Below are 21,462 nucleotides of genomic sequence, written 5' to 3'. Positions count from 1 at the left end.
CCAGACCTGAACCCGGACGAGTTGGTATGGGGTTATCTCAAACATCACAAGATCGGCAAGCTTGCCATCAAAGGTCCCGGGCATCTCAAGCAGCGAGTTCGAGCGGTTCTGCGCTCGTTGCAGAAGATTCCAGCCTTGATCCGATCCATGTTTCAACATCCGTCAGTCCGCTACGCGGCTTGAACCATGTCCGGTTACTTTGTTTCGGCTTAGTACTATCGACGCGCGGTGATATGCAAGGGCGGCGAGTCCTGTTCGGTGGTGCCCGTCGAGCACGCCATCATGACGTACTGCTCGGACCAGATGAATTTGGACCGACTGCTGGCCACTAAAGGCAAACCCTCCTGTCCTCACTACCTACGTCAGTGCATGCCGGGCGCGACACTAACGCACCGAGGATCGTTGGCACCGATGTACAGGCCACTTGGGTATAATTTTCCGGTTGGGACAGCCGCATCGAAGGCGCGAGAAGACGGGTTGCGATCTTGAGAGCGTTCGCAAAAATTGACGCCTCTTCCTCCATAGCACTTGGAATAAAAAATGACACTCGATATCCGGGGCAGCATAAAGAACACAAAACTCAGCCACAATCCCTATGTCGTTTTCGAAGAGCTGATCTCCAACGCAATCGACTCCTTTCTCATACGGAAAGACGTCGACGGGTCGGTGGAGGATATGCGTGTCGCGATCGAGGTTGAATTTAGTCGGAAAGATCTCCTCGACGCTCAAGAGGACATGGCAGTGTCTTGCAAAGACAATGGGTGCGGCCTCGGCGACGATCAGTTGAAAGCGTTCTTGACGAAAGACACCTCTTACAAAGACGATCTCTCCATTTCGGGGATCGGCAGTTGCAAGGGCGCGGGACGCATTCAGTTTTTCCATCACTTCTCAAATCTCGCTATAGACAGCACCTTCCGTCGCAAGGACGGCAAGTTCATCAGACGTGAAATGAGCTATTCGGAGCCCGCAAAGCAGATCGAAGCCGATGATTTCAAGAATAGCTCCGGCAGTCAGAGCGGCGTTGGGACGACAGTCTCGCTCAAGGGATTCAAGGACAGTGTGCGAAGCCGAATCGCACAAGGGGAACCTCTTAGTGACCTTTTTTCAGCGTCGCTCCTGAAGAAGCAAATGTTGATCGCATTTCTGCAGCGGTTGGTTGGTCTTGACCGCCGCCTGGGTAATTTCGAAATCACGTTCACCACGCGCCACTGGGCGGAACTCGAACGAAGTGAATCGCTATCACGTTCTGATTTGCCAGCGGTTACGGCAACGCGTGAGGTCAAGGTCGAGGAGCGAGATCCGGACACCGGTGATGGTCTTGGCACTTACCAAGAATTCAAGATATTCCACTATCAACTTGACGTTAGCGAGTACGGCCTTCCGAGGAACGCGATTGCATTTTGTGCAAAGTCGTCGCCAGTAAAGGACATCACGCAGCGATATCTGCGTACTAGAAGTCAGCAGAATAATCCGGTAGATGGATCTCATCACATTGTCCTTATTGAGAGCGATTATCTGGATCAACGCGTGAACGAGCAGCGGGATGACTTTGATAATATTCCCGCCGAACTCTCGATTGGTGACCTATTTGTAGGCGAAAAGCTCTCCTACGCAACAATTTATGAAACAATCGATCCAGTGATCGAAGAGTTGGTTGTGCCCGCGAACTGGAACAAAGATGACGTGATACGAGATGTAATCGATCAATTTGGAATCAGCGAGGCAATGCTCCAAGACACGTCAACCCGCGTTGTTTATGGCGAAACACCGCAGGCTGTCGCCGAGCGGGTACTGAAGAAATATCAGGAGCGGGTTGTTAATGAAACCGCAGCCATTTTCAGTTTGAAAGAAGAAATCATCAAGGCAGAGCCAGACTCCGATAAATTCCGGACGCTGATTAATGATTTGTCATGGAAATACACGTCGTCTCTAAAAAACTTCGACATGGCAAATTTGTCCCAGCTTATTGTTCGCAGGGCTGCCATCGTCCAAATTCTTGACCTGGCATGCAATAAGAGGCTTGCAATGCAGACGGTCGACGATGGGAAACGTCGCAAGGATGAACAAATCATCCACAGCATATTCTTTCCAATGCGTAAAGATAGCTTTGAGGTCGAAGATCACGACATCTGGCTTTTGAGCGAGGAATACCATTACTACGACTATATTGCGTCGGACGTTCCATTGGCGAATATCACATGGGATGGCGGGCAAAAATTATTTGAAAGCGATATCGACGATAAAATCAAAGAAGTGTTGGATAAGCGCGCAACGGATAATAGTGGGAAGCGCCCAGATATCGCAATCTTCAGCAAAGAGGGCTCAGCGATTATCATTGAATTCAAGGCACCCGGGGTGAGCTTGGATGACCACGTAGGCGACCTTGCCGAATATTCTCATCTGCTGGCTGCGAAATCCGGTGGAAGGTTGAAAAGAATATACGGATATCTCATAGGGGATACTGTCAATGCGCTTCGTTTGTCGGGGTGGACGCCATTTCCGCTTGGAAAAGGCTTCTTCAGATCGGATACACTCCTCGATCCTACGACCCGGTATTCGCTTGGTGAAGTTTATTTCGAGATACTCTACTTTAGTGATGTAATTGAACGAGCGAAGAAGAGAATCGGCATTTACCAAAATAAGCTCCAGCTGAAGTTAGATCATCACTGAAATGGTGGTCGGGCTTAATACGCGTGAGCCGAATTCCTGACAACAGAACGGCTTGGTTGCTGCCGAGACAACGCGTTGGACTGGATCTCCAGGCTTAACGTCCCTTTTCCTGGCATAGCCCATCAGGCGACGGAATGATCCTCCGAAAGGCCTCGCCCTTCAGATAGCGCCGGTACGCAAGGATCGCGATATCCCATATCTCGCGTGCCACCTCCGGGCCGCTGTCCAGCACTTTGCCGTCGCTGTCAATTATCGCCAGCGGTCGGCCGCGCTCGTCCATGAAGGCATATCGATCCCATGCGCGGGCGCTGACGATCGGGTGCTTAAGAATCGGAGCGCTCTCCGGGTCATGTTCGATCTGATCTTCTCTCATCACCGTGCTCCTTCGGGCCTGATCCCGTTCGGGAGCGTGCCGCCTTTCACACCGAATCTCACGAGCCGCAGGACCAGCACCGGCACCTCGTGCGCATTGACCTCGACCACCGCGCTGGCAACGCCCGCCAGCAATTCTTCGTTGACCCGCACCAGCGGTCGCTCACCCGAGAGGTCCAGTTCGGCCACGCGGCCCGCCATCGCGTAACTGATCGTCGTGCTCGCCATCATCGTCCTCCGCCAGAAAATCGGCCATCGTGTCGAAGCACAGCTCGCGCAGGCCGCTGATGCGTGTTTCGTTCCAGCCAGCCGCGATGCGCAGCTTCGAGAGAGCGTCGGACGGGTAATTGATCCGCTCGTAATGAAACTCGATTTGCGTCTGCGCATCGCGATCTCGACTGCCGTGCGCAATCTTTACGCGGACACCATTGTCTGCACTAACCCGCGCTGGCCCGACGCGCAGGACGCAGACTATGCGCGGGCGAAACTCGCGCGCGCACCGGCGCTTTTTCTCGAGGACTGATTACACGCGACGACGTTACCATCAAAGAAACTGTGCAAGGTATGCGCTGAGTGGCGAAGTGATAGACCAACGTCAGTCGTCCCCGTTCTCGTCATCTGCCTCGACGTAGGAATTCAAATAAGAGGCGATGACGTCGCCGTGGCACGCCAGAGGTTTGCAGAAGCAACCAAGTCGGTAGCCCCTAAGAGAAAGCAATGCTGCATGCTTCTCGGGGTCGGGAAGAATTTCTTTTTCAAAATACTCGCGGTACTTGTCGATTGCTTCTTCGCGGCTAAGTCCGCCTGGACCGTGCCCGATCTTGAATGGGTTTCCCCACGGTCCACCGCGACCTATCGAAATGTCGAACTCTTCCTTGGTCTGGTTTCGCACAGTAGTTATGCGTAGCGGGATGATGCGTGTACTTTTCTTTAGCAGCCGCGCGAAGTAAATGATGTCGGTGAGGTCATGTCCGCCCCAAAACACAACAACATGCGTCGCCCCGTCTACCATAGTCTTCGCAGACATACGATTGGATGCTCGTTGATTACGAGCTTGGATCTGCCGTTCGGAGAAGTAATTCGCGGCGATTCCCCGCTCGTCCTGTACGAGCACCACTTCAACATGTGGAAGCGCGCCGGTTATCTTGTCCATTTTTTCGACGAACAAGGCTGCCCCATTAAAGCCCGCCGACAACGCGACCAGCAGCACAGGTTTGCTCAAAGCGTTCATAAGCGTGCTTCAGAAAAGATGGGACACTTTGAGCCTATTGTCCCATCGCGAATTTAGATACTCGACCGCAAGACGGCGGTGGCAGTGGTGAGGCTTGTCTTCACTGCATAGAAGGCAACCGTGATCAAACAGGGCAATATCTAGGTTGCTCTCCACGCGACGCTTGGCAAGCAACTCCGTGTATGCGTTGGCGTAGCTATCCCAAGTCAATTTTTTGTCCTGATATTGCTTCAACATCTCTTTTTCTGGAGCAAGGTCGCCCAGTTCTACGAAACTGGCATCCAACAGCTCGGATAGAAAGAACTTCAAATCGGCCTTCTTGGCAAACCCTGCGAGTTGTGATGTGTTGTTCAAGCGAACGTCAAGTAGCGTGCGCACACCAGCCTTGCGCAACAGACCAAAAAACTTCTCGGCTGTCTTGTTCGTAAATCCAATAGTTGACACATCGATGTTCGGCATCTTACTTGACGTCCTCGCTTCGTTATTTTCAGATTAGGTCAATCGAATCACTGCTGCAATCAGCTTGAATCTAAACGAACGGTTATCGCCGCCGACAGTCTTCACTAGCGGTGATGACAGGCTCACCGACAGCATGCAGGGTCCAAGATTATGAACTGCTTCACCTTGAGGCATGAATTCAGCCTCGACCACGGGATCGGTGACTGTAATCCAGTAATGCGTTCCGTTGTACTCGAACCGTCCTTGGCATTTCCGTCTACCCCAGTGGTCGAAGACATGTATAGCGACCTGCGGAACATGAACCAGCAAAAGAGAACCGCCGTGACGATCCGCCTCTTCGGTGAGAATTTGATCGTTCAGCCCAGCACTGGTGTGGCTACCATTCTGGAATAAGGTTGCTGGCGGCTGCATTGCGTTGACCAGACGCTGCCTATCGACCTCATGGCTTTTCACCCAGCGTTGTGTGTTGTCAACCTGCCAGTTTTCAACCTGACAGCCATTAGGCTGAGGTCGGGTTAGGTGAACATCAAGAACATCCAGCACCTGTGCGGACGTTCCGTCTGCATATAACTGTTCAATCGTCAGCAGCGCTTGCTCATGCCCACTACCAACTGGGCGAATCCAACCTCCAAGGCGCTGGCCCCCATCGAGGATTTCGACACCCGCAACGCAATGCTCAGCCCGTTTGCGCGAATTCGCCAAGCAGATAATTCTCTTCATTACCATCGTTTTGCCCCTCTCTCAGGTTCGTTTTTGTGCTTCTGTGATCCCGTATTATGTAACAACTTGTAAGTGCAAGTGTGGATGACGAGGTCCGCGAGTTGTCTTTTTTTCGGTCATGCACCGACGTTTCAGGTTCTTGCAAGCTGATGAAATTTCGTATGTAATTCAGAGTGCTGGCTAGTTGCGTCCAGTGAGACCGTAAGGCCCGCTTCCATCGCCGGAGCGGGCCTTTTCTTCTGGCCATTCGCACCACTCACCAACCGTCGCCACGATCAGGTCGGCACCCACGCCTCGCACAGTCGGGAGCCCGTGGAGGGTCATCCGCGCGCGTCAGCACGGAACCACCCACTTTGTGCGGAATGCCTGCGGCAGGGTCACGTCACCGAGGCAATCGAAGCAGTTAGAGGCCTAGTGGAATTCGCCGTCCCATTTGCACAGTACGCCGCACAACGCCACACGTCGCCTCGCCCGCCAAAAGGGCCCAAGTATTCGTTCCTGCTTGCCATTGACGGCGGTCACGTGGTTCGGTAAGTTCAACCTATCGAAGCAGCTGAGCCACCTGATGTCCGAGGACTACGAGTTAAGCAGGCAAGTGGCAGTAGACCTAGAAGGCACTCGGTATCGAGGACGGTACCGTCATGAGCGGTACCGTCATTGTCTACTTCGAGGACGAGATCAAGTTTGCTAGTCACGACATGAATGGACCAGAGTTGGTGGCTAGGTGGTTGCTGTCGGATTTGGTGCGGCGCTTAGAGTCAAGACGACGAAAAGCACCGGTAGGTAGACATCCTGCAAAGTAGGTGTGTTCACAACTACTACCATCCTTTCCCTGGTTTCGCGCGTCGCATCCATTCTGTGCCGAGGTTTCTCGGCTCCGTAGCCAACCAGTTCGCGGTACCAACTTCAGAAGCTGATCGGCGACAACCGCACTCGTCAGCTACCAGTCTCGAGGGTGAATGGTATGGAACAAGTGCACATACAGCTTACGCCCCCCGTCCTAGCCAACGAGTCAGCACTGTGGTTTTCGGCGTACGGATTCGGCTGGGGATACTGCGGCTACGAGCTCCGATCTGATGTGGTTTGTCAATACCTCGGGGCCGCAAATGACAGCCCGAAGCAATTGTTGCTCGCCTTCCAGCTTGGCAAACCAAGACTTTTAGCGGCTGCGGAGCGCAAGGCGCCGGCGTCCACCGGCGAGCGAGTTGAGATTACTGGCGAGGACCTCTGAGCATCCGATGCGCTGGTAAACGCGGGCAGCCTAAGCAACTTTACGTTGAACGTATGGCTACTTCAGGCACCGCACAAGGAACAGCGGAGCCTGTGGCGCCGCCAATTGAGTTGGCTGTGCATATTCTCAGCCGGACGGCTCCCGGAACAGCATCCTGTCTGCGGCGATCGATGCTATTTTCACCGAGGATTTTGGTGGGCGGCTCCTGAGCTTCGACAGTGATGCGGCGGACGAGTACGCCAGGATTGCGGTGTCGTGCAGAAACGATGGCCGGCCGATCAGGCAGTTGGACGCAATGATCGCTGCTACCTCGCGATCCAGAGGGGCGGCGCGGACCACCCGTAAGGTGAAGGATTTCACTGGGTGCGACCTGGCCGTCATCGATCCGTAGGCGCTGCCCTGAATCGGGATTCGAACCGTCTTTCGGGAGGTTGAAATCGGGAATCGGGCCGTCCCGGACAGCGGAAAAACGAGGCTTTTTGAATATGGGTAGAAGTATGGGTAGCGGAAAGGTGTTTTTTCGGAGCCCTTCTGGTAAAGGCTTTCCGGTCGGTTTGGCATTCCTCCGTCTCCGCCAGTGATGGTGGCGAAACCCCGCAGAGTCTAGGCTCTGCGGGGTTTTTGTTTTTCCGCGGCTTGATTTTGATCTCGCTCGATACTTCAGCGATGTCAGCGGCATTCCCAGCCCTCCAGCGTGTGACCACGTCCTACGTGAATAGGCAGGTCTGCTGATCAATGCATGGCGCCGTTAGCCCGCCACGCTGGTCCGCGGAAAACCGCGCCAGATCCGGCGCGGCAGGCAAGGAGTCCGCATGACTGATCCCGTCGTGCCGCTGACCGAGACCGCCTCGCTTAGAACGCGTGCCGCAATCCCACCATGCCGACGAACTGGGACGGACCCGATGACGGCGTCGTGTTCTGCGAGTCGCCGACCACCGCGACCGCGTCGGCGATGGTCACACCGCTGCCCGACGAGATCAGCGACTTGCCGCCTGCATGCTGATAGGCCTCGAGCGCGTACAGCGTGGTGCGCGTCGACAGGTTGTAGGTTTGTTCGAGCGAGATCTGATGATAGTGCGCCGGATCGCTGATGCCGTTCGCCTTGCTTGCCTGGGTGAAGCTATAGCCGCCGCCGACCGTCACGCTCGGCGTGATCCGGTACGTCGCGATCGCACCGTACGTGTTGAACACGGCCTTGTCGAAGAACAGCGAGCCGTGGCCCGGCGCGTACTGCACATTCGAGTAGTTGAGGCCCACCATCAGATCGTGCCACGTATAGCGACCCGCCGCGGCGAACAGCTGCGCGCTGCGCGCGCTCGCGTAACCGTTGTTGACCGGCGAGTTGATCGCGAAGCTGCCGAGCGCCGCGCTCGTCGAAATGTCCTTCAGCTTCACGTAGCCGGCTGCGAGCGACACGGGCTGGAAGTCATAACGCAGCGCCGCGCTGAACAGGCTGCCGTTCGCGACGCTGCCGGGCACGCCGCCGAGACCATACTGCGCGCTTGCCTGCAGGCCCCCGATCGTCGGCGATAGGTAGGTTACCGAATTATTGAAGCGCAGCGTCGTGTCGAGGGCGTCGAGATCGCCGGGGTGCGCGCCGGTCGCGCCGGTCAGCACGCCGGTCGGTCCGAGCGCGCCGACCATCTGGAAGTAGGGTGTGTACTGGCGGCCGAGCGTCACCGTGCCGTAGCGGTCGTTCGCGAGGCCGACATAGGCCTGGCGATTGAACAGGTAGCCCGCGGTGCTTTGCGCGCCAGTCAGCGAATTGAAGCCGCTCTCGAGCCGGAAGATCGCCTTCGTGCCGCCGCCGAGATCTTCCGAGCCGAGGAAGCCGAACTTGCTCGCCTGCAGGTTGCCCTGGCTCATATAGAAATTCGAATGCCCCTTCTGGTTGCTGGCATAGGCGAACGCATTGTCGACGACGCCATACAGCGTGACGCTGCTTTGCGCCGATGCGCTGGTGGACAACGCGGTGCCCGCGAACGGCAGGCAGCAGAGGACGAACGCGCGGGCGCGCGCGCGCTGGTTTATTTTCATGATTGGGATGTCTCCAGACTGATGGGACGGCCTGATCCCTCAGGCCGGTGCGGTGTGTTGTTCAGTGCGGCACCGAAATCGTCAGGCAGCGCCAGCCGTCCGCGGTGTGATCGGTGACGAGCGTGCCGTTAGCGCAGACGACCGCGCGTGTTTCGCGCATCGGCACGAACACGCGCACGTGCGGCTGCACGCGCGGCATCCATTGCGAACGCTCGAGCGTCACCCGCAAAGTGTTTGCGTCGCCCGTCAGCGTGACGTTCCAGCGGCCTTGCTCGCCGTTGCGCCAGGCTTCGGTCTCGCCGTCGTCCTCGATCGAGCCGCCTTGCGCGGTGCCCGCGTCGGCATACGGAACCGCGAGGAATGCGCGTTCGTCGGCGGGGCGGCCAAAATGCTGCTCGGCAATGTTGAGCGGAATCACGCTGCCTTCACGCAGCAGGAACACCGGCCGCTCGAACGGCGCGGGCAACGTGACGGTCTGGCCGCCGTCGAACGTTTCGCCGCTCCAGTACGACACCCAGCGCGAACCGGCCGGTAGATACACCGCGCGCGTGCTCTGGCCCGGATCGACCACTGGCGCGACCAGCATCGACGAGCCGAGCATCATGTCGTCGCCATCGACGAGGCAGCGCGGATCGTGCGGAAACTCCGCGAACAGCGGCCGCAGCACCGGCTCGTACGCGCTATGCGATTGCCACAGCAGCTCGTAGAGATAAGGGATCAGGCGATAGCGCAGCTTGATCAGGTCTGCCACGTGCCGCGTGACTTCGGGATGCATCCACGGCTCGTTGACGGTGCCGTCGTCGTTCCACGAGTGAATCGAAAAGCGCGGCAGGAAGATGCCGAACGCGACCCAGCGCGCGAACAGCTCCGGCTCCGGGGCCGGACCCGAGAAGCCGCCGATGTCGTGACCGCTATTCGACACGCCCGACATCGCGAGCCCGAGCCCCATCTTCAGATTGAAGCGCAGCGTTTCCCACGACGTGTAGTTGTCGCCCGACCACGTCTGCACGTAGCGATGCATGCCGACGCCGCCCGAGCGCGACACGAGGAACGGGCGCCTGTCAGGCGCGTGCTCGCGCTGCGCGTCGTGCGACGCGCGCATCATCAGCTGCGTCTGCAGCACCTTCGCCTGGTGTGCCGGATACGGCTTGCCGAAGCCGCGCGCGATCGCATGCGGCGACCAGATCTCGAACTCGTTGTTGTCGTTCCAGGTGGCCGCGATGCCGTATTTGAGCAGTGCGTCCTTCACGCGAGCTTTCCACCAGTCGATCGTCGCGGGATTCGTGAAGTCGAGGTACGCGCCGACTTCGTCCCAGAACTGCACCCATGCGGGATCGCCATCGGGCGCTTCGATCAACAGGCCGGCGTGGGCGACGTCGTCGAACGCTGGGTGGTCTTGCAGCAGACACGGCTTGATGTTCGCGCACAGACGCACGCCGTGATCGAGATAGCTCCGCACGAAGCCGTCGATGTCCGGAAACTTGTCGTGATTCCAGTTGAACACGTAGCGCTTCGGCCCGATCGACGTATAGCCCGACGACAGATGAAACGAATCGCACAGCACGTCGTGTTCGCGGCAACGCTCGATGAATTTGCCCATCTGCTTTTGCGCGTCCGGCGCGTCGGTATAGCTCATCGTCGAGCCCGAGTAGCCGAGGCCCCACTTCGGCATCCACGCGGGACGTCCGGTGAGCCACGTGAAGCGGCGCACCGCGTCGAGCGGCGAGCCGGGCGATGCGATGAAGTAGTAGTCGAGATCGCCATGCTCGGCGATGAAGTGCCGATAGTGACCGTGATAGTTGTCGAGCTCGCGGCCCATGTCGAAGCGGCAATCGGCGAGCGTGTCGTAGAACAGGCCGAAGCCGGTCGACGTCTGCGGCTGCCACGTCACGCAGAACGGGATGTGCTTGTACAGCGGGTCCGTGGTGCGCGCGCTGTAGCCCATCGCGTCGATGTTGCGCATCTCGTAGCTTTGCCGCGCGCGATCGAGCGAGCCGGCACGCTCGCCGAGGCCCACGTACATTTCGTCGCGGCGCCGCTCGACGTAGTGATAGACGCGCGAGTCCCACCAGCCGAAGTTGTACGCCTGGGTCTTGCGATCGCTCATCACGCGATGCCATGTGCCTTCGTGAAGGATGTCCCAGGCGCAGGCGCCGCCTTCGAGCGCCACGCTCACGCGCACGCGCGCCGTTTCGATCACGATGTGACCGGCTGCTTCGTTCACCGTGAACGGCGGCGGCGTGAAGCCGCTCAGGTCGCGGCGCTCGCGGCCTTCGAGCGGCACGTCGTCCATCCCGGGCGCGATCGCCCATGTGCGCGGGCCGCGCGTTTCGCCGTCCGGCAGCACGAGCACGCGGATGATGTCCTCGGCGAGCACGAACAGCTCGATGCGGCAATTCGGCTGCGCGCTTAGCACGACCGGGTTGGCCGCCGGGTTGCCAGCGTGGGGGACGAGCGCGAAGCGCGGCGGATGTTTGAGATTGATCTGTGAACGCATGATGAGTCTTCGAGGAAGGTCAGGCAGCAGTGTTGACGCTCAGTTCGGCGCGGCGCGCGCGGCCGTGGCGCGGCACACCGCGCATCAGGATGATCAGCAGCGTCGCGCCGATGATGTCGAATGCGCCGAGCGCACCGAACAGCGGCGTGTAGCCGATCGAATCGGCGAGCGCGCCGACCATCAGGGAGAAGCCGAGGCCGCCGATCCACGCGGCCATGCCCGCGAAGCCGGCGACGGTGCCGACTTCGCCCGGATCGAATACGTCGGCGGCGAGCGTGTTGACGAGCGCCGAGATCATCTGGTGCGCGAAGCCGCCGACGCAGAAGAGGGCGATGGCCTGGTAGGGCGACGCGACGAGACCGATCGATGCCGGCCCGATCATCATCAGCGCGCCGAGCACGACGCCCGAGATGCGCGACCAGATCAGCGGCACGCGAAAATGCTTCATCAGGAATGGCGACAGATAGCCCCCGAACAGACCGCCCAGGTCCGCGGCTAGAAACGGCAGCCACGCGAACATCGCGATCTGCTTCAGATCCATATGACGCTGCGTGGCGAGATAGAGCGGAATCCAGAAGCTGAACGTCTGCCACGCGGGCTCGGCGAAAAAGCGCGCTTGCGCGATCGCCCAGAAGCGGCGCGTGCGCAGCACTTCACGCACGCTCGCGCGGCGCGCGGCGCGCGGTGCCTGGCCTTCGACGATCGCGGCGCGCTCGGCATCGCTCACGCGCTTGTGCTCGGCGGGCGAGCGGTACAGCACGAACCATGCGGCGGCCCACACGAAGCCGAGCGCGCCAGTCACCGCGAACGCGCTCTGCCAGCCGTAGCGCAGCGACAGGAAAACGACGAGCGGCGGCGCGAGCAGCGAGCCGAGCGAGGTGCCCGCATTGAAATAGCCGACCGCGACGGATTTCTCGCGATCGGGAAACCATTCGGCGACGACCTTCATGCCGGCCGGAATCGCGACCGCTTCGGACAGGCCCATGAAGCCGCGCAGCGCCGCGAGCGAAAACCAGCTGCCCGCGAAACCGTGGAACACGCCGGTCAGCGACCACAGGCACGCGAACAGCGCGAAGCCGAGGCGCAGGCCGATCAGATCGATGATCAGGCCGCAGACGGGCTGCATCACCGTATAGCCGACCTGGAACGCGCCGACCACGTACGAGTACTGCCGCGTGTTCATGTGCAGCAGTTTCATCAGTTCGGGCGCCATCACGCCGAGCGCGTTGCGCGACAGATAGTTGACGATCGTCCCAACGCACACGAGGGCGATGATCCACCAGCGCAATCCCTTGATCGTTTTCAAAATCAGTCTCCGTGGCGCATTGAGCGGTTGCTTCCGACGCAGTGCTCGGGTATGCGCGAATTCGAACATTTATTGATTTTCAATGGCAGTCATCCTATCACTTGGAATCGACCTGGATATCCGGGAAAACCATAGTTGTTGCCATGTTTTTCCTTGATTTTTCGGGATAATTTGATATTTATTTGCCTGGTATCGGAGTGGTGATCGGATGACTATGGTGAAAAATATCGAACAGATATGTTCTTTCGAACTTTAAAATGTTCGTTTTCGGGATGTCAGCCAGGCCGCGAGCCGGCGCCCGCGCGGAGGGTGCTTTTTCACCGCCGTCTGGCGTGTGTAACCAGACATTACGCCGCCGCCGGCGAGGCGATTTTCAGCATCAGTTATTACAAAGTTGAAATACGCGTGTTGCTGCCTTTGCGTTATATTTCCGCCAACAAAACATGTTCCTACAAAGGTGATCAATGAAGTCCGCTCGTCTTGTTCCGCTTGTGTTCGGCGTGTTGACGTTGGCTGCATCGGGTGCCGCGATGGCCGCGGGGCTCAACGTCGGGGTCAATATCGGCATTCCCGCGCCGGTCTACGTCACACCGGCGCCGGTCTACGCACCGCCGCCGCCGCCGCCGCCGCCCGTCGTCTATCAGCCGGCTCCCGTGTACTACGGCGGTCCGCAAATCGTGATCGGCTGGCATGGCGACCGTTACTGGGACGGCCATCGCTACTGGGCGCGCAACGACTGGTATCGCCACCATCCGCCGGGCCGCGGCGACTATGCGCGCGGTCACTACGACCAACATCGCGGCTGGCACTGAGTCGCCATTGCGTCAGCGCTGAAGCGCGCCAACCGGCCGCAGCGATGACAGAACCGCCCTTGGAGGGCGGTTTTGTTTTTTGTGCTGAAACATCCGTCGCTGACGCATTTCGTCGCAGTCGCCCGCCAGATCGCGCAAGCTAATTGGGTAGAATCCCCCACATCGCCACTGCCCATTTACCAGCACGACTCCATGACAACTGGCTCGCGACGGGTTCAAACGCCTGAGGGACTTCGACACAGCGTGATCCACGGACCCTTGCGCGCCGCGCTCGCCGTCGCGTTGCTGTGCGCGAGTCTGCTCGTCGCGCCGCACGCGCATGCCGCGCATGCGATCGCGCAATACGGCGAGCCCAAATATCCGGCCGGCTTCAAGCACTTCGACTACGTCAATCCCGATGCGCCGAAAGGCGGCACGCTCGTGCTCGCGAACCCGAGCCGTCTAACGAGCTTCGACAAGTTCAATCCGTTCACTCTGCGTGGCAATGCGGCGCCCGGCCTCGAATCGATGTTCGAGAGCCTGACGATCGGCAGCAGCGACGAAGTCGCGTCCGCCTACGGGCTGCTCGCCGACGACATCGTCGTCGCGCCCGACGGTCTGTCGGTCACGTTCCACATCAATCCGCGCGCGCGCTTTTCGAACGGCGACCCTGTGACCGCCGACGACGTCAAGTTCTCTCTCGACACGCTGAAGAGCCCGCAGGCCGCGCCGCAGTTCGCATCGCTTTTCAGCGAGATCAAGCGTGCGGTCGTCGTCGATCCGGCCACGGTGCGCTTCGAGTTTCGCGAGCGCAATCGCGAGTTGCCGCTGCTCGCGGGCAGCATGCCGGTGTTCTCGCGCAAGTGGGGGATGAAGCCCGACGGCAGCCGCGTTCCGTTCGACCAGCTCGCATTCGAAAAGCCAATCGGCAGCGGGCCGTATCTGATCGACAGCTACGACAACGGCCGCACGATCACGTTCAAACGCGACCCGCACTATTGGGGCGCCGATCTGCCGGTGCGCGTCGGCATGAACAACTTCGATCGCATCGTCTACAAGCTGTATGCCGATAGCACCGCGCGGCTCGAGGCGTTCAAGGCTGGCGAGTACGACGCGCTGGTCGAATACATCGCGCGCAACTGGGTGCGGCGCGACGTCGGCAAGAAGTTCGACAGTGGCGAGTTGATCAAGCGCGAGTTTGCGCAGCACAACGGCACCGGCATGCAGGGCTTTTTCCTGAACACGCGCCGGCCGCTGTTCCAGGATGTGCGGGTGCGCAAGGCGCTCGATCTCGCGCTCGACTTTCAGTGGCTGAACCGCCAGCTGTTTTTCAACCAGTACACGCGCATCGACAGCTATTTCGCCAACACCGAATGGCAGGCGAAGGGGCTGCCTTCGCCTGGCGAGCTCGCGCTGCTGGAGCCGTTTCGCGCCCAACTCGACCCAGCGGTATTCGGGCCGCCGCCGAAGCAGCCCGATACCGATCCGCCCGGCTCGCTGCGCGCGAATCTGCTGCAGGCGCGCGATCTGCTGCAGCAGGCCGGCTGGACCTATCGTGACGGCGCGCTGCGCAACGCGAAGGGCGAGCCGTTCCAGTTCGAGATACTCGACGACTCGGGTTCGGCCTCGTCGATGGAGCCGATCATCGCGACCTTCACGCGCAATCTGCAAAAGCTCGGCATTACCGCGAACTTCCGCACCACCGACTTCGCGGTCTATCAGAAGCGGCTCGACGCATTCGACTTCGACGTGACGACGATTCGCATGCCTGACGTGCAGGTGCCGGGCTCCGAGCAGATCACCCGCTTCGGCAGCAAGGCCGCCGATACCCCCGGCTCGGACAACGCGATCGGCCTGAAGTCGCCGGCCGTCGACGCGGTGCTCGACGCGCTCGTGCATGCGCAAACGCGCGAGCAGCTGACCGATGCCGCGCACGCGCTCGATCGTCTGCTGACGCATGGCTACTATGTGGTGCCGCACTGGTACAGCGGCACGCATCGCGTCGCGTTCAAGCGCGGGCTCGCGTGGCCGAAGACGCTGCCGCTGTACTATGGCGCGGAGGGCTGGATCACGACGATGTGGTGGTACGAGGATCCGCGGGCGCGCACGCCCACGCCCACGGGCAGCGCCGACTGATCCGCAGATCCATCGCCCCCACCAACGCCTTCGCACCAGGAACACCGCCTATGTGGAGCTACATCCTCAAACGCCTGCTGCTGATGATCCCGACGCTGCTCGGCGTGCTGACGCTGACCTTCGTCGTGATCCAGTTCGTGCCGGGTGGCCCCGTCGAGCAGATGCAGCACGAGTTGCGCAAGGGCGCGGAGGGCGCCTCGCCGTTCGGGCTGCGCTCGCATAGCGGCGTCGACGCGCAACAGGTCGCGCAACTGAGGCAGTTGTACGGTTTCGACAAGCCGCCGCTGCAACGCTACGTGCTGATGCTCAAGCGCTTCGCCACCTTCGATCTCGGTCAGAGCTATTTCCGTCATCAGAGCGTGTGGTCGCTGATCGTGTCGAAGCTGCCGGTGTCGATCAGCATCGGCCTGTGGACGTTCTTTCTCACCTATCTGATATCGGTGCCGCTCGGCATCGCGAAGGCGGTGCGCAACGGCTCGCACTTCGATATCGCGACGAGCCTCGTCGTGCTGGTCGGCTACGCGATTCCGGGCTTCGTGCTCGGCGTGCTGCTGCTCGTGCTGTTCGGCGGTGGCACGTTCCTGCAGCTGTTTCCGCTGCGCAACCTCACTTCCGACAACTGGGACCAGTTGAGCCTCGTCGGCAAGATCCTCGACTATCTATGGCATATCACGCTGCCGATCACGGCGTCGGTGGTGGGCAGCTTCGCGGTCGTCACGATGCTGACGAAAAACGCGTTCCTCGACGAAATCCGCAAGCAGTACGTGCTGACCGCGCGTGCCAAAGGTTTGTCCGAGCGGCGCGTGTTGTGGAAACACGTGTTTCGCAATGCGCTGCTGCCGCTGATCGTCAATTTCCCGGGCGCGTTCATCGGCGCGTTCTTCACCGGCAGCCTGCTGATCGAAACGCTGTTCTCGCTCGACGGGCTCGGGTTGCTGTCGTATGAATCGGTGATGCGGCGGGACTATCCGGTCGTGCTCGGCACGTTGTATCTGTTCACGCTGATCGGCCTCGTCACGCGGCTGATCTCCGACCTTTGCTATGTGTGGGTCGATCCCCGGATCCAATTCGAACAACTGGAGCGCTGATGAATCGAGCCCGCCTTTCCGCCGACGCGGCGGCGCGCACCGAACCCGCGCGGGCACTGATGTCGCCGTCGCCGGCGCGTCGCGTGTGGCAGCGTTTTCGCCGGCAGCGTCTCGGCTACTGGAGCCTGATCATCTTCGTCGTCGCGTTTGCGGCGAGCCTCGTGGGGCCGCTGTGGTCGAACGACAAGCCGGTCGTCGTGCGCTACGACGGCCATCTGTATTTCCCGCTCGTCGAGACCTACGCCGAGACCACCTTCGGTGGCGACTTCCCCACGCCGACCGATTATCTCGACCCGTACATCCGTCACCGCTTCGATGCGCCGGGCAACTTCGCGCTGTATCCGCCCAATCACTACTACTACGACACGCTCAATTACTTTTCGAAGGCGCCCAACCCGGCGCCACCGTCGCGCGAGAACTGGCTCGGCACCGACGACCGCGGCCGCGATCTGTTCGCGCGTCTGCTGTACGGCTTCGGCGTGTCGGTCGTGTTCGGCCTCGTGCTGACCGTGATCAGCACGATCGTCGGCATCGCCGCGGGGGCGGTGCAAGGTTACTTCGGCGGGCGAACGGACATCGTCGGGCAGCGTCTGATCGAGATCTGGAACGCGATGCCGCAGCTCTATCTGCTGATCATCTTTTCATCGATCTTCGAGCGCAGCTTCGCTCTTTTGATCGTGCTGCTGTCGCTGTTCAACTGGATCGGCCTGTCCGACTACGTGCGCGCCGAGTTCCTGCGCAATCGCCAGCAGGACTACGTGCGCGCCGCGCGCGCGATGGGCCTGTCGCATTGGCAGATCATGTGGCGTCACGTGTTGCCGAACAGTCTGACGCCGGTCATCACGTTCCTGCCGTTCAGCATGAGCAGCGCGATTCTCGCGCTGACGAGTCTCGACTTCCTCGGCCTCGGCGTGCCGCCGCCTACGCCGAGCCTGGGCGAACTGCTCGCTCAGGGCAAGGCGAATCTCGACGCGTGGTGGATCTCGGTGTCGACCTTCGGCGTGCTGGTGGCGATGCTGCTGTTATTGACCTTCATGGGCGACGCGCTGCGCAACGCGCTCGACACGCGTATCTCCGATGCGATACACGCCGGAGGTGGTCAATGAGCGCGCTGCCGCAAATCGATCCGCAATCGACGGACACGCCGCTGCTCGAACTCGACCATCTGCGTGTCGCGTTCGGCGACACGGTGGCCGTCGACGACGTCACGCTCGCGATCGCGCGCGGTGAACGCGTCGCGCTCGTCGGCGAGTCGGGCTCGGGCAAGAGCGTGACCGCGCTGTCGGTGCTGCGCCTGCTGAACGACGCACAGGTGAGCGGGGCGATCCGCTTCGATGGCAAAGATCTGCTCGCGAAGAGCGAGCGTGCGATGCGTGGCCTGCGCGGCTCGGACATCGCGATGATCTTCCAGGAACCGATGACCGCGCTCAATCCGCTGTATACGATCGGCGACCAGATTGCGGAAACGATCGTCGTGCATGACGGCGTCAGCGCGACCGAAGCGTTCAGGCGGGCGGTCGCGCTGATCGCGCGCACCGGCATCACCGAGCCGGAGAAGCGCATCAACAGCTACCCGCATCAGCTGTCGGGCGGGCAGCGGCAGCGCGCGATGATCGCGATGGCGCTCGCCTGCCGGCCGCGCCTGTTGCTCGCCGACGAGCCGACCACCGCGCTCGACGTGACGATTCGCGCGCAAATCGTCGAGCTTCTGCTGGAACTGCAGCGCGACGAAGCACAAAAGCGCGGCATGGCCGTGCTGCTGATCACGCACGACCTGAACCTCGTGCGTCACTTCGCGCAGCGCGTCGCGGTGATGGAGCGAGGCGTGCTGGTCGAAACCGGCACGGTCGAGCAGGTGTTCGAGGCGCCGCGCCATCCGTATACCCAGCGGCTGCTCGCGAGCCGGCCGCAGCGCGAGGTCGTGCCGGTGCTGCCGATCTCGCCGGTGCTGCTCGAAGCGCGCGACGTGGCGGTCGACTTCAGAACGAAGCTGCCCGGCGCGCGTGGCTGGTTCGGCGCGGGGCGGTTTCGCGCGGTAGACGCGGCGAACGTGTCGGTGCGCCAGGGCGAGACGCTCGGGATCGTCGGTGAATCGGGATCGGGCAAGTCGACGCTCGCGATGGCACTGCTCGGTCTGCAGCGCACCGCGCATGGCGAGATCCAGTTTCAGGGCAGGGCGCTCGCGAGCTATCGCGGCGCCGAAAAGACCGCGCTGCGCTCGAATATGCAGGTCGTCTTTCAGGACCCTTTTAGTTCGCTTTCGCCGCGGCAGACGATCGAACGGATCGTCGGTGAGGGGCTCGCGCTGCATCGGCCGCAGATGACTCCGCAGGCGCGGCGCGACAAGGTCGTCGCGGTGCTGCGCGAAGTCGGCATCGACCGGACCGCGCTGTATCGCTATCCGCATGAATTTTCGGGCGGGCAGCGGCAGCGCATCGCGATCGCGCGCGCGCTGGTACTGGAGCCGCGCGTGCTGATCCTCGACGAACCGACCAGCGCGCTCGACGTATCGATCCAGCAGCAGGTGCTCAAGCTGCTCACCGGTTTGCAGCACAAATACAACCTCGGCTTCGTGTTCATCAGCCACGACCTGGCAGTGATCGGTGCGATGGCGCACCGAGTCGTGGTGATGCAAAACGGATCGATCGTCGAGACCGGCGAAGTCGAGAAAATTTTTGCTGCGCCCGCGCATCCTTACACGCGAAAGCTGCTGAAAGCGGCGCTTGATCGTTGATTTTTCACCCTTTCCCCAATTGAGTGCGTCTGCCGATTGATTTTTCCTATTCCTTTTGACAGGCAAATACTTACTGGCTAGTATCGAGCAAACTTTTTTTCTAGACCCCTGATTTTTTGGCAAAAACTACCGACCAATGCAGCACAGAAACTTCACCCAGGCTTGCACGCGCGTCGTCGCCGGGATGTTCATTGGCGTCTTGATGGCAGCAGCTCCCGGCGCGTTCGCCGACGAAGTAAGCGGTTTTAATCAGAATGTCTCATATCCGACCACCAACGGCTCGGATCCTCTCTCCCTTCTCACTCCCCAAACCAAGGCCGCCGGCAGCGCAGGCGGCAGCGCCAAATCGTTCCTGTCGGGCATGGCGGGCAAAGCGGGCGACGTGGTGGTCGGCGCGTTGAACATGATCGGCGTTCGCTACCGTTGGGGCGGCAATACGCCTGATTCGGGGCTCGATTGCAGCGGTTTCGTGCGCTACGTGTTCCAGGACACGCTCGGTCTCGCGCTGCCGCGCCGTGCCGAGGAAATGAGCCGCCTGGGCGAGAAGGTGCGGGTAAGCGACCTGAAGCCGGGCGATCTGGTGTTCTTCAATACGATGCGCCGCACGTTCTCGCACGTCGGCATCTATATCGGCGACAACAAGTTCGTGCACTCGCCGTCCACCGGCAGCACGATCCGCGTCGACGACATGGATGACGGCTACTGGGAAAAGCGCTTTACGGGTGCGCGTCGGATCGAGACCTCGTATCAGGCCGACGATCTGCGCAAGCGCGTGACCGCGACGATCGGCGGGAATAACTGATTCGGCGCCAGGCCTGGCGATAAAAAAGCCTGCTTCGTTCGAAGCAGGCTTTTCGCGTTTGATGCGCGCATTTTTGCCAGGGCGACGCACAGCGACTGTGCGTCGCCGGGCTTTCAGGCTCCCATGCGCCGCGCGGCGAGCTTGCGCTGCAACTCCGGCATCATCTTCGCGACCGCTTCCTCGCCGGCGAGGATCGCGGCGTTGCGCTGTGAGAAATCGCTGCCGCTCATCGCCGCGAGATTCGGCCGGATCACCACGTCGGCGTACTTGTCGAGCTCGTAGGCCTTGATCGTCTGGCCCATGATCGTGAAGGTCTGCATCAACACGTCGAACGAGCTTGCCGTGACGCCGTTTTCCGGTCGCTGGGAGATATCGACGGCGATCACGAAATCCGCGCCCATCTTGCGCGCGAACGACGCCGGTACCGGACTCACGAGACCCCCATCCACGTACTCGTGACCGCCGATCTTCACCGGCTCGAAAATCGACGGCACGCTGCACGACGCGCGCACCGCGATGCCGGTGTTGCCACGCTGGAACAGGATCGGCTGGCCGGTTTGCAGATCGGTCGCGACCACGCCGAGCGGCCTCGCCATCTTCTCGATCGGGCGGTTGTTCAGCGTCGTGTTCAGGTAGTTCTGCAGCGCGACGCCCTGCAGGAAGCCGCGCGTACGAAACGGCATCGCCCAGTCGCTGATCGACGCTTCGTCCATCGACAGCGCGAGCTTGTTCAGCGCGAAGCCGTTCATGCCCGACGCGTACAGCGCGCCGACGACGGAGCCGGCGCTCGTGCCGGCAATCAGGTCGATCTGGATATTGCGCGCCTCGAGAGCCTTGATGACGCCGATGTGCGCAAAGCCGCGCGCGGCGCCGCCGCCGAGAGCGAGCGCGACGCGAACCGGCTTCTGTTGCGCTTTTTCAGGCGGCGGGGGAACGGCGGACGTCGCGGTGATCGGCGCGCCATCGAGTTTGCCGGCGGTCGTGGTGCAGGCGGCAAGCACCGCGGATGCGGCCGCCAGCGAAAAGCTGCGGCGGCTCAAGTTCGGGGATGAGGGTTTCAACGAGTTCTCCAGCAACGGCGCGCGCGACGCGAGCGGTGTCGCGCGCGCCGCGATCAGGCTGAGGTCAGCCCGGGCGGATCGCCGGCGGCGATTGCGCGCGCTTGCAGCGTTGTTCGCTCCGTATCGGATCGATGTGCGGTAAGCCCGCATCGCAGCGCGCGCACATCTTAATGCAAACGATCGGCTCGCGCGGTCCGCTGTAATGAAACGTTGCAGAGGAAGTATTCGGAACTGATGCGGCGCTTTTTCAAGATGAGTTGGGCGGGCGCTGGGAAGGTGTGTACGCAGATGTCCGGACGCCGTTCGCCCATGCGCCTTAGGCCGTTC

At 60.7% G+C, this 21,462-nt stretch carries 18 protein-coding genes and 1 pseudogene; 9 read left to right on the top strand and 10 right to left on the bottom strand.

Annotation, left to right across the window (positions count from 1 at the left end):
• A pseudogene (locus HDG32_RS35975) lies at positions 1–183 on the top strand (IS630 family transposase); the annotation flags it as partial.
• Positions 184–540: 357 nt separating this feature from the next.
• Positions 541–2,670, top strand: coding sequence for a hypothetical protein (locus HDG32_RS10530; protein WP_184066307.1), 2,130 nt, complete (start codon positions 541–543; stop codon positions 2,668–2,670).
• 94 nt (positions 2,671–2,764) lie between these two features.
• On the opposite strand, the gene HDG32_RS10525 is transcribed toward HDG32_RS10530, so the two are convergent.
• Both HDG32_RS10525 and HDG32_RS10520 read right to left on the bottom strand, forming a co-directional pair.
• Complete coding sequence (locus tag HDG32_RS10525; protein WP_184066305.1) at positions 2,765–3,043, bottom strand: hypothetical protein; 279 nt, start codon at positions 3,041–3,043, stop codon at positions 2,765–2,767.
• Positions 3,043–3,270 carry a hypothetical protein gene (locus HDG32_RS10520; RefSeq protein WP_184066303.1) on the bottom strand — a complete coding sequence of 76 codons (228 nt, stop codon included), beginning with the start codon at positions 3,268–3,270 and terminating at the stop codon, positions 3,043–3,045. The genes HDG32_RS10525 and HDG32_RS10520 overlap by 1 nt, the downstream gene beginning before the upstream one ends.
• Between HDG32_RS10520 and HDG32_RS10515 the strand changes: the two genes are divergently transcribed.
• Positions 3,260–3,565 carry a hypothetical protein gene (locus tag HDG32_RS10515; protein ID WP_184066301.1) on the top strand — a complete coding sequence of 102 codons (306 nt, stop codon included), beginning with the start codon at positions 3,260–3,262 and terminating at the stop codon, positions 3,563–3,565. The genes HDG32_RS10520 and HDG32_RS10515 overlap by 11 nt on opposite strands.
• Positions 3,566–3,637: 72 nt before the next feature.
• Here HDG32_RS10515 and HDG32_RS35970 read toward each other — a convergent pair whose 3' ends face one another.
• The 7 genes from HDG32_RS35970 to HDG32_RS10480 form a co-directional block, all read right to left on the bottom strand.
• Positions 3,638–4,273, bottom strand: a complete 636-nt coding sequence (locus tag HDG32_RS35970; RefSeq protein WP_221307678.1) for a DUF4326 domain-containing protein — start codon at positions 4,271–4,273, stop codon at positions 3,638–3,640.
• Positions 4,274–4,282: 9 nt separating this feature from the next.
• Entirely contained in the window at positions 4,283–4,732 is a 450-nt protein-coding gene (locus HDG32_RS10505; RefSeq protein ID WP_184066299.1) for a DUF488 family protein, read from the bottom strand.
• Between the two features lie 33 nt (positions 4,733–4,765).
• A complete protein-coding gene (locus HDG32_RS10500; RefSeq protein WP_184066296.1) occupies positions 4,766–5,452 on the bottom strand; it encodes a dual OB domain-containing protein in 687 nt (228 codons plus the stop codon).
• Positions 5,453–6,809: 1,357 nt separating this feature from the next.
• Positions 6,810–7,244, bottom strand: coding sequence for a hypothetical protein (locus HDG32_RS10495; protein WP_184066293.1), 435 nt, complete (start codon positions 7,242–7,244; stop codon positions 6,810–6,812).
• A 291-nt stretch (positions 7,245–7,535) separates the two neighbouring features.
• Positions 7,536–8,720, bottom strand: coding sequence for a porin (locus tag HDG32_RS10490; RefSeq protein ID WP_184066290.1), 1,185 nt, complete (start codon positions 8,718–8,720; stop codon positions 7,536–7,538).
• 61 nt (positions 8,721–8,781) lie between these two features.
• Positions 8,782–11,217: a glycoside hydrolase family 31 protein gene (locus HDG32_RS10485; protein WP_184066287.1), complete on the bottom strand. Its 2,436-nt coding sequence runs from the start codon at positions 11,215–11,217 to the stop codon at positions 8,782–8,784.
• A gap of 19 nt (positions 11,218–11,236) precedes the next feature.
• A complete protein-coding gene (locus HDG32_RS10480; RefSeq protein ID WP_184066284.1) occupies positions 11,237–12,523 on the bottom strand; it encodes an MFS transporter in 1,287 nt (428 codons plus the stop codon).
• 464 nt (positions 12,524–12,987) lie between these two features.
• Here HDG32_RS10480 and HDG32_RS10475 point away from each other — a divergent pair, with 464 nt between their 5' ends.
• The 6 genes from HDG32_RS10475 to HDG32_RS10450 all read left to right on the top strand — a co-directional run bounded on the left by HDG32_RS10475 (position 12,988) and on the right by HDG32_RS10450 (position 20,074).
• The gene (locus HDG32_RS10475; protein ID WP_184066281.1) at positions 12,988–13,335 is read left to right on the top strand and encodes a hypothetical protein; all 348 of its coding nucleotides are present in this window, start codon (positions 12,988–12,990) and stop codon (positions 13,333–13,335) included.
• A 192-nt stretch (positions 13,336–13,527) separates the two neighbouring features.
• Complete coding sequence (locus tag HDG32_RS10470; RefSeq protein WP_184066278.1) at positions 13,528–15,450, top strand: extracellular solute-binding protein; 1,923 nt, start codon at positions 13,528–13,530, stop codon at positions 15,448–15,450.
• 50 nt (positions 15,451–15,500) lie between these two features.
• Positions 15,501–16,538: a microcin C ABC transporter permease YejB gene (locus HDG32_RS10465; protein ID WP_184066275.1), complete on the top strand. Its 1,038-nt coding sequence runs from the start codon at positions 15,501–15,503 to the stop codon at positions 16,536–16,538.
• On the top strand, positions 16,538–17,644 hold the full coding sequence (locus HDG32_RS10460) for an ABC transporter permease (RefSeq protein ID WP_184066272.1): 1,107 nt from the start codon (positions 16,538–16,540) through the stop codon (positions 17,642–17,644). The genes HDG32_RS10465 and HDG32_RS10460 overlap by 1 nt, the downstream gene beginning before the upstream one ends.
• On the top strand, positions 17,641–19,272 hold the full coding sequence (locus HDG32_RS10455) for an ABC transporter ATP-binding protein (RefSeq protein WP_184066269.1): 1,632 nt from the start codon (positions 17,641–17,643) through the stop codon (positions 19,270–19,272). Before HDG32_RS10460 ends, HDG32_RS10455 begins: the two co-directional genes overlap by 4 nt.
• A 136-nt stretch (positions 19,273–19,408) precedes the next feature.
• On the top strand, positions 19,409–20,074 hold the full coding sequence (locus HDG32_RS10450) for a C40 family peptidase (protein WP_184066267.1): 666 nt from the start codon (positions 19,409–19,411) through the stop codon (positions 20,072–20,074).
• Between the two features lie 113 nt (positions 20,075–20,187).
• Here the strand turns inward: HDG32_RS10450 and HDG32_RS10445 are convergent, their stop codons facing one another.
• On the bottom strand, positions 20,188–21,285 hold the full coding sequence (locus HDG32_RS10445; RefSeq protein WP_409340016.1) for a patatin-like phospholipase family protein: 1,098 nt from the start codon (positions 21,283–21,285) through the stop codon (positions 20,188–20,190).
• Between the last annotated feature and the right edge of the window lie 177 nt (positions 21,286–21,462).

The sequence above is a fragment of the Paraburkholderia sp. CI2 genome (assembly GCF_014201055.1).
GTDB lineage: Bacteria > Pseudomonadota > Gammaproteobacteria > Burkholderiales > Burkholderiaceae > Paraburkholderia > Paraburkholderia tuberum.
This window is presented reverse-complemented; position numbering and strand designations above follow the sequence as displayed.

Excerpts from the sequence above, each read along its gene's own strand:
- HDG32_RS10530 (WP_184066307.1), top strand. The coding sequence starts at position 541 with ATGACACTCGATATCCGGGGCAGCATAAAGAACACAAAACTCAGCCAC.
- HDG32_RS10525 (WP_184066305.1), bottom strand. The coding sequence starts at position 3,043 with ATGAGAGAAGATCAGATCGAACATGACCCGGAGAGCGCTCCGATTCTT.
- HDG32_RS10520 (WP_184066303.1), bottom strand. The coding sequence starts at position 3,270 with ATGGCGAGCACGACGATCAGTTACGCGATGGCGGGCCGCGTGGCCGAA.
- HDG32_RS35970 (WP_221307678.1), bottom strand. The coding sequence starts at position 4,273 with ATGAACGCTTTGAGCAAACCTGTGCTGCTGGTCGCGTTGTCGGCGGGC.
- HDG32_RS10505 (WP_184066299.1), bottom strand. The coding sequence starts at position 4,732 with ATGCCGAACATCGATGTGTCAACTATTGGATTTACGAACAAGACAGCC.
- HDG32_RS10500 (WP_184066296.1), bottom strand. The coding sequence starts at position 5,452 with ATGAAGAGAATTATCTGCTTGGCGAATTCGCGCAAACGGGCTGAGCAT.
- HDG32_RS10495 (WP_184066293.1), bottom strand. The coding sequence starts at position 7,244 with ATGCCAAACCGACCGGAAAGCCTTTACCAGAAGGGCTCCGAAAAAACA.
- HDG32_RS10490 (WP_184066290.1), bottom strand. The coding sequence starts at position 8,720 with ATGAAAATAAACCAGCGCGCGCGCGCCCGCGCGTTCGTCCTCTGCTGC.
- HDG32_RS10485 (WP_184066287.1), bottom strand. The coding sequence starts at position 11,217 with ATGCGTTCACAGATCAATCTCAAACATCCGCCGCGCTTCGCGCTCGTC.
- HDG32_RS10475 (WP_184066281.1), top strand. The coding sequence starts at position 12,988 with ATGAAGTCCGCTCGTCTTGTTCCGCTTGTGTTCGGCGTGTTGACGTTG.
- HDG32_RS10470 (WP_184066278.1), top strand. The coding sequence starts at position 13,528 with ATGACAACTGGCTCGCGACGGGTTCAAACGCCTGAGGGACTTCGACAC.
- HDG32_RS10465 (WP_184066275.1), top strand. The coding sequence starts at position 15,501 with ATGTGGAGCTACATCCTCAAACGCCTGCTGCTGATGATCCCGACGCTG.
- HDG32_RS10460 (WP_184066272.1), top strand. The coding sequence starts at position 16,538 with ATGAATCGAGCCCGCCTTTCCGCCGACGCGGCGGCGCGCACCGAACCC.
- HDG32_RS10455 (WP_184066269.1), top strand. The coding sequence starts at position 17,641 with ATGAGCGCGCTGCCGCAAATCGATCCGCAATCGACGGACACGCCGCTG.
- HDG32_RS10450 (WP_184066267.1), top strand. The coding sequence starts at position 19,409 with ATGCAGCACAGAAACTTCACCCAGGCTTGCACGCGCGTCGTCGCCGGG.
- HDG32_RS10445 (WP_409340016.1), bottom strand. The coding sequence starts at position 21,285 with ATGCGGGCTTACCGCACATCGATCCGATACGGAGCGAACAACGCTGCA.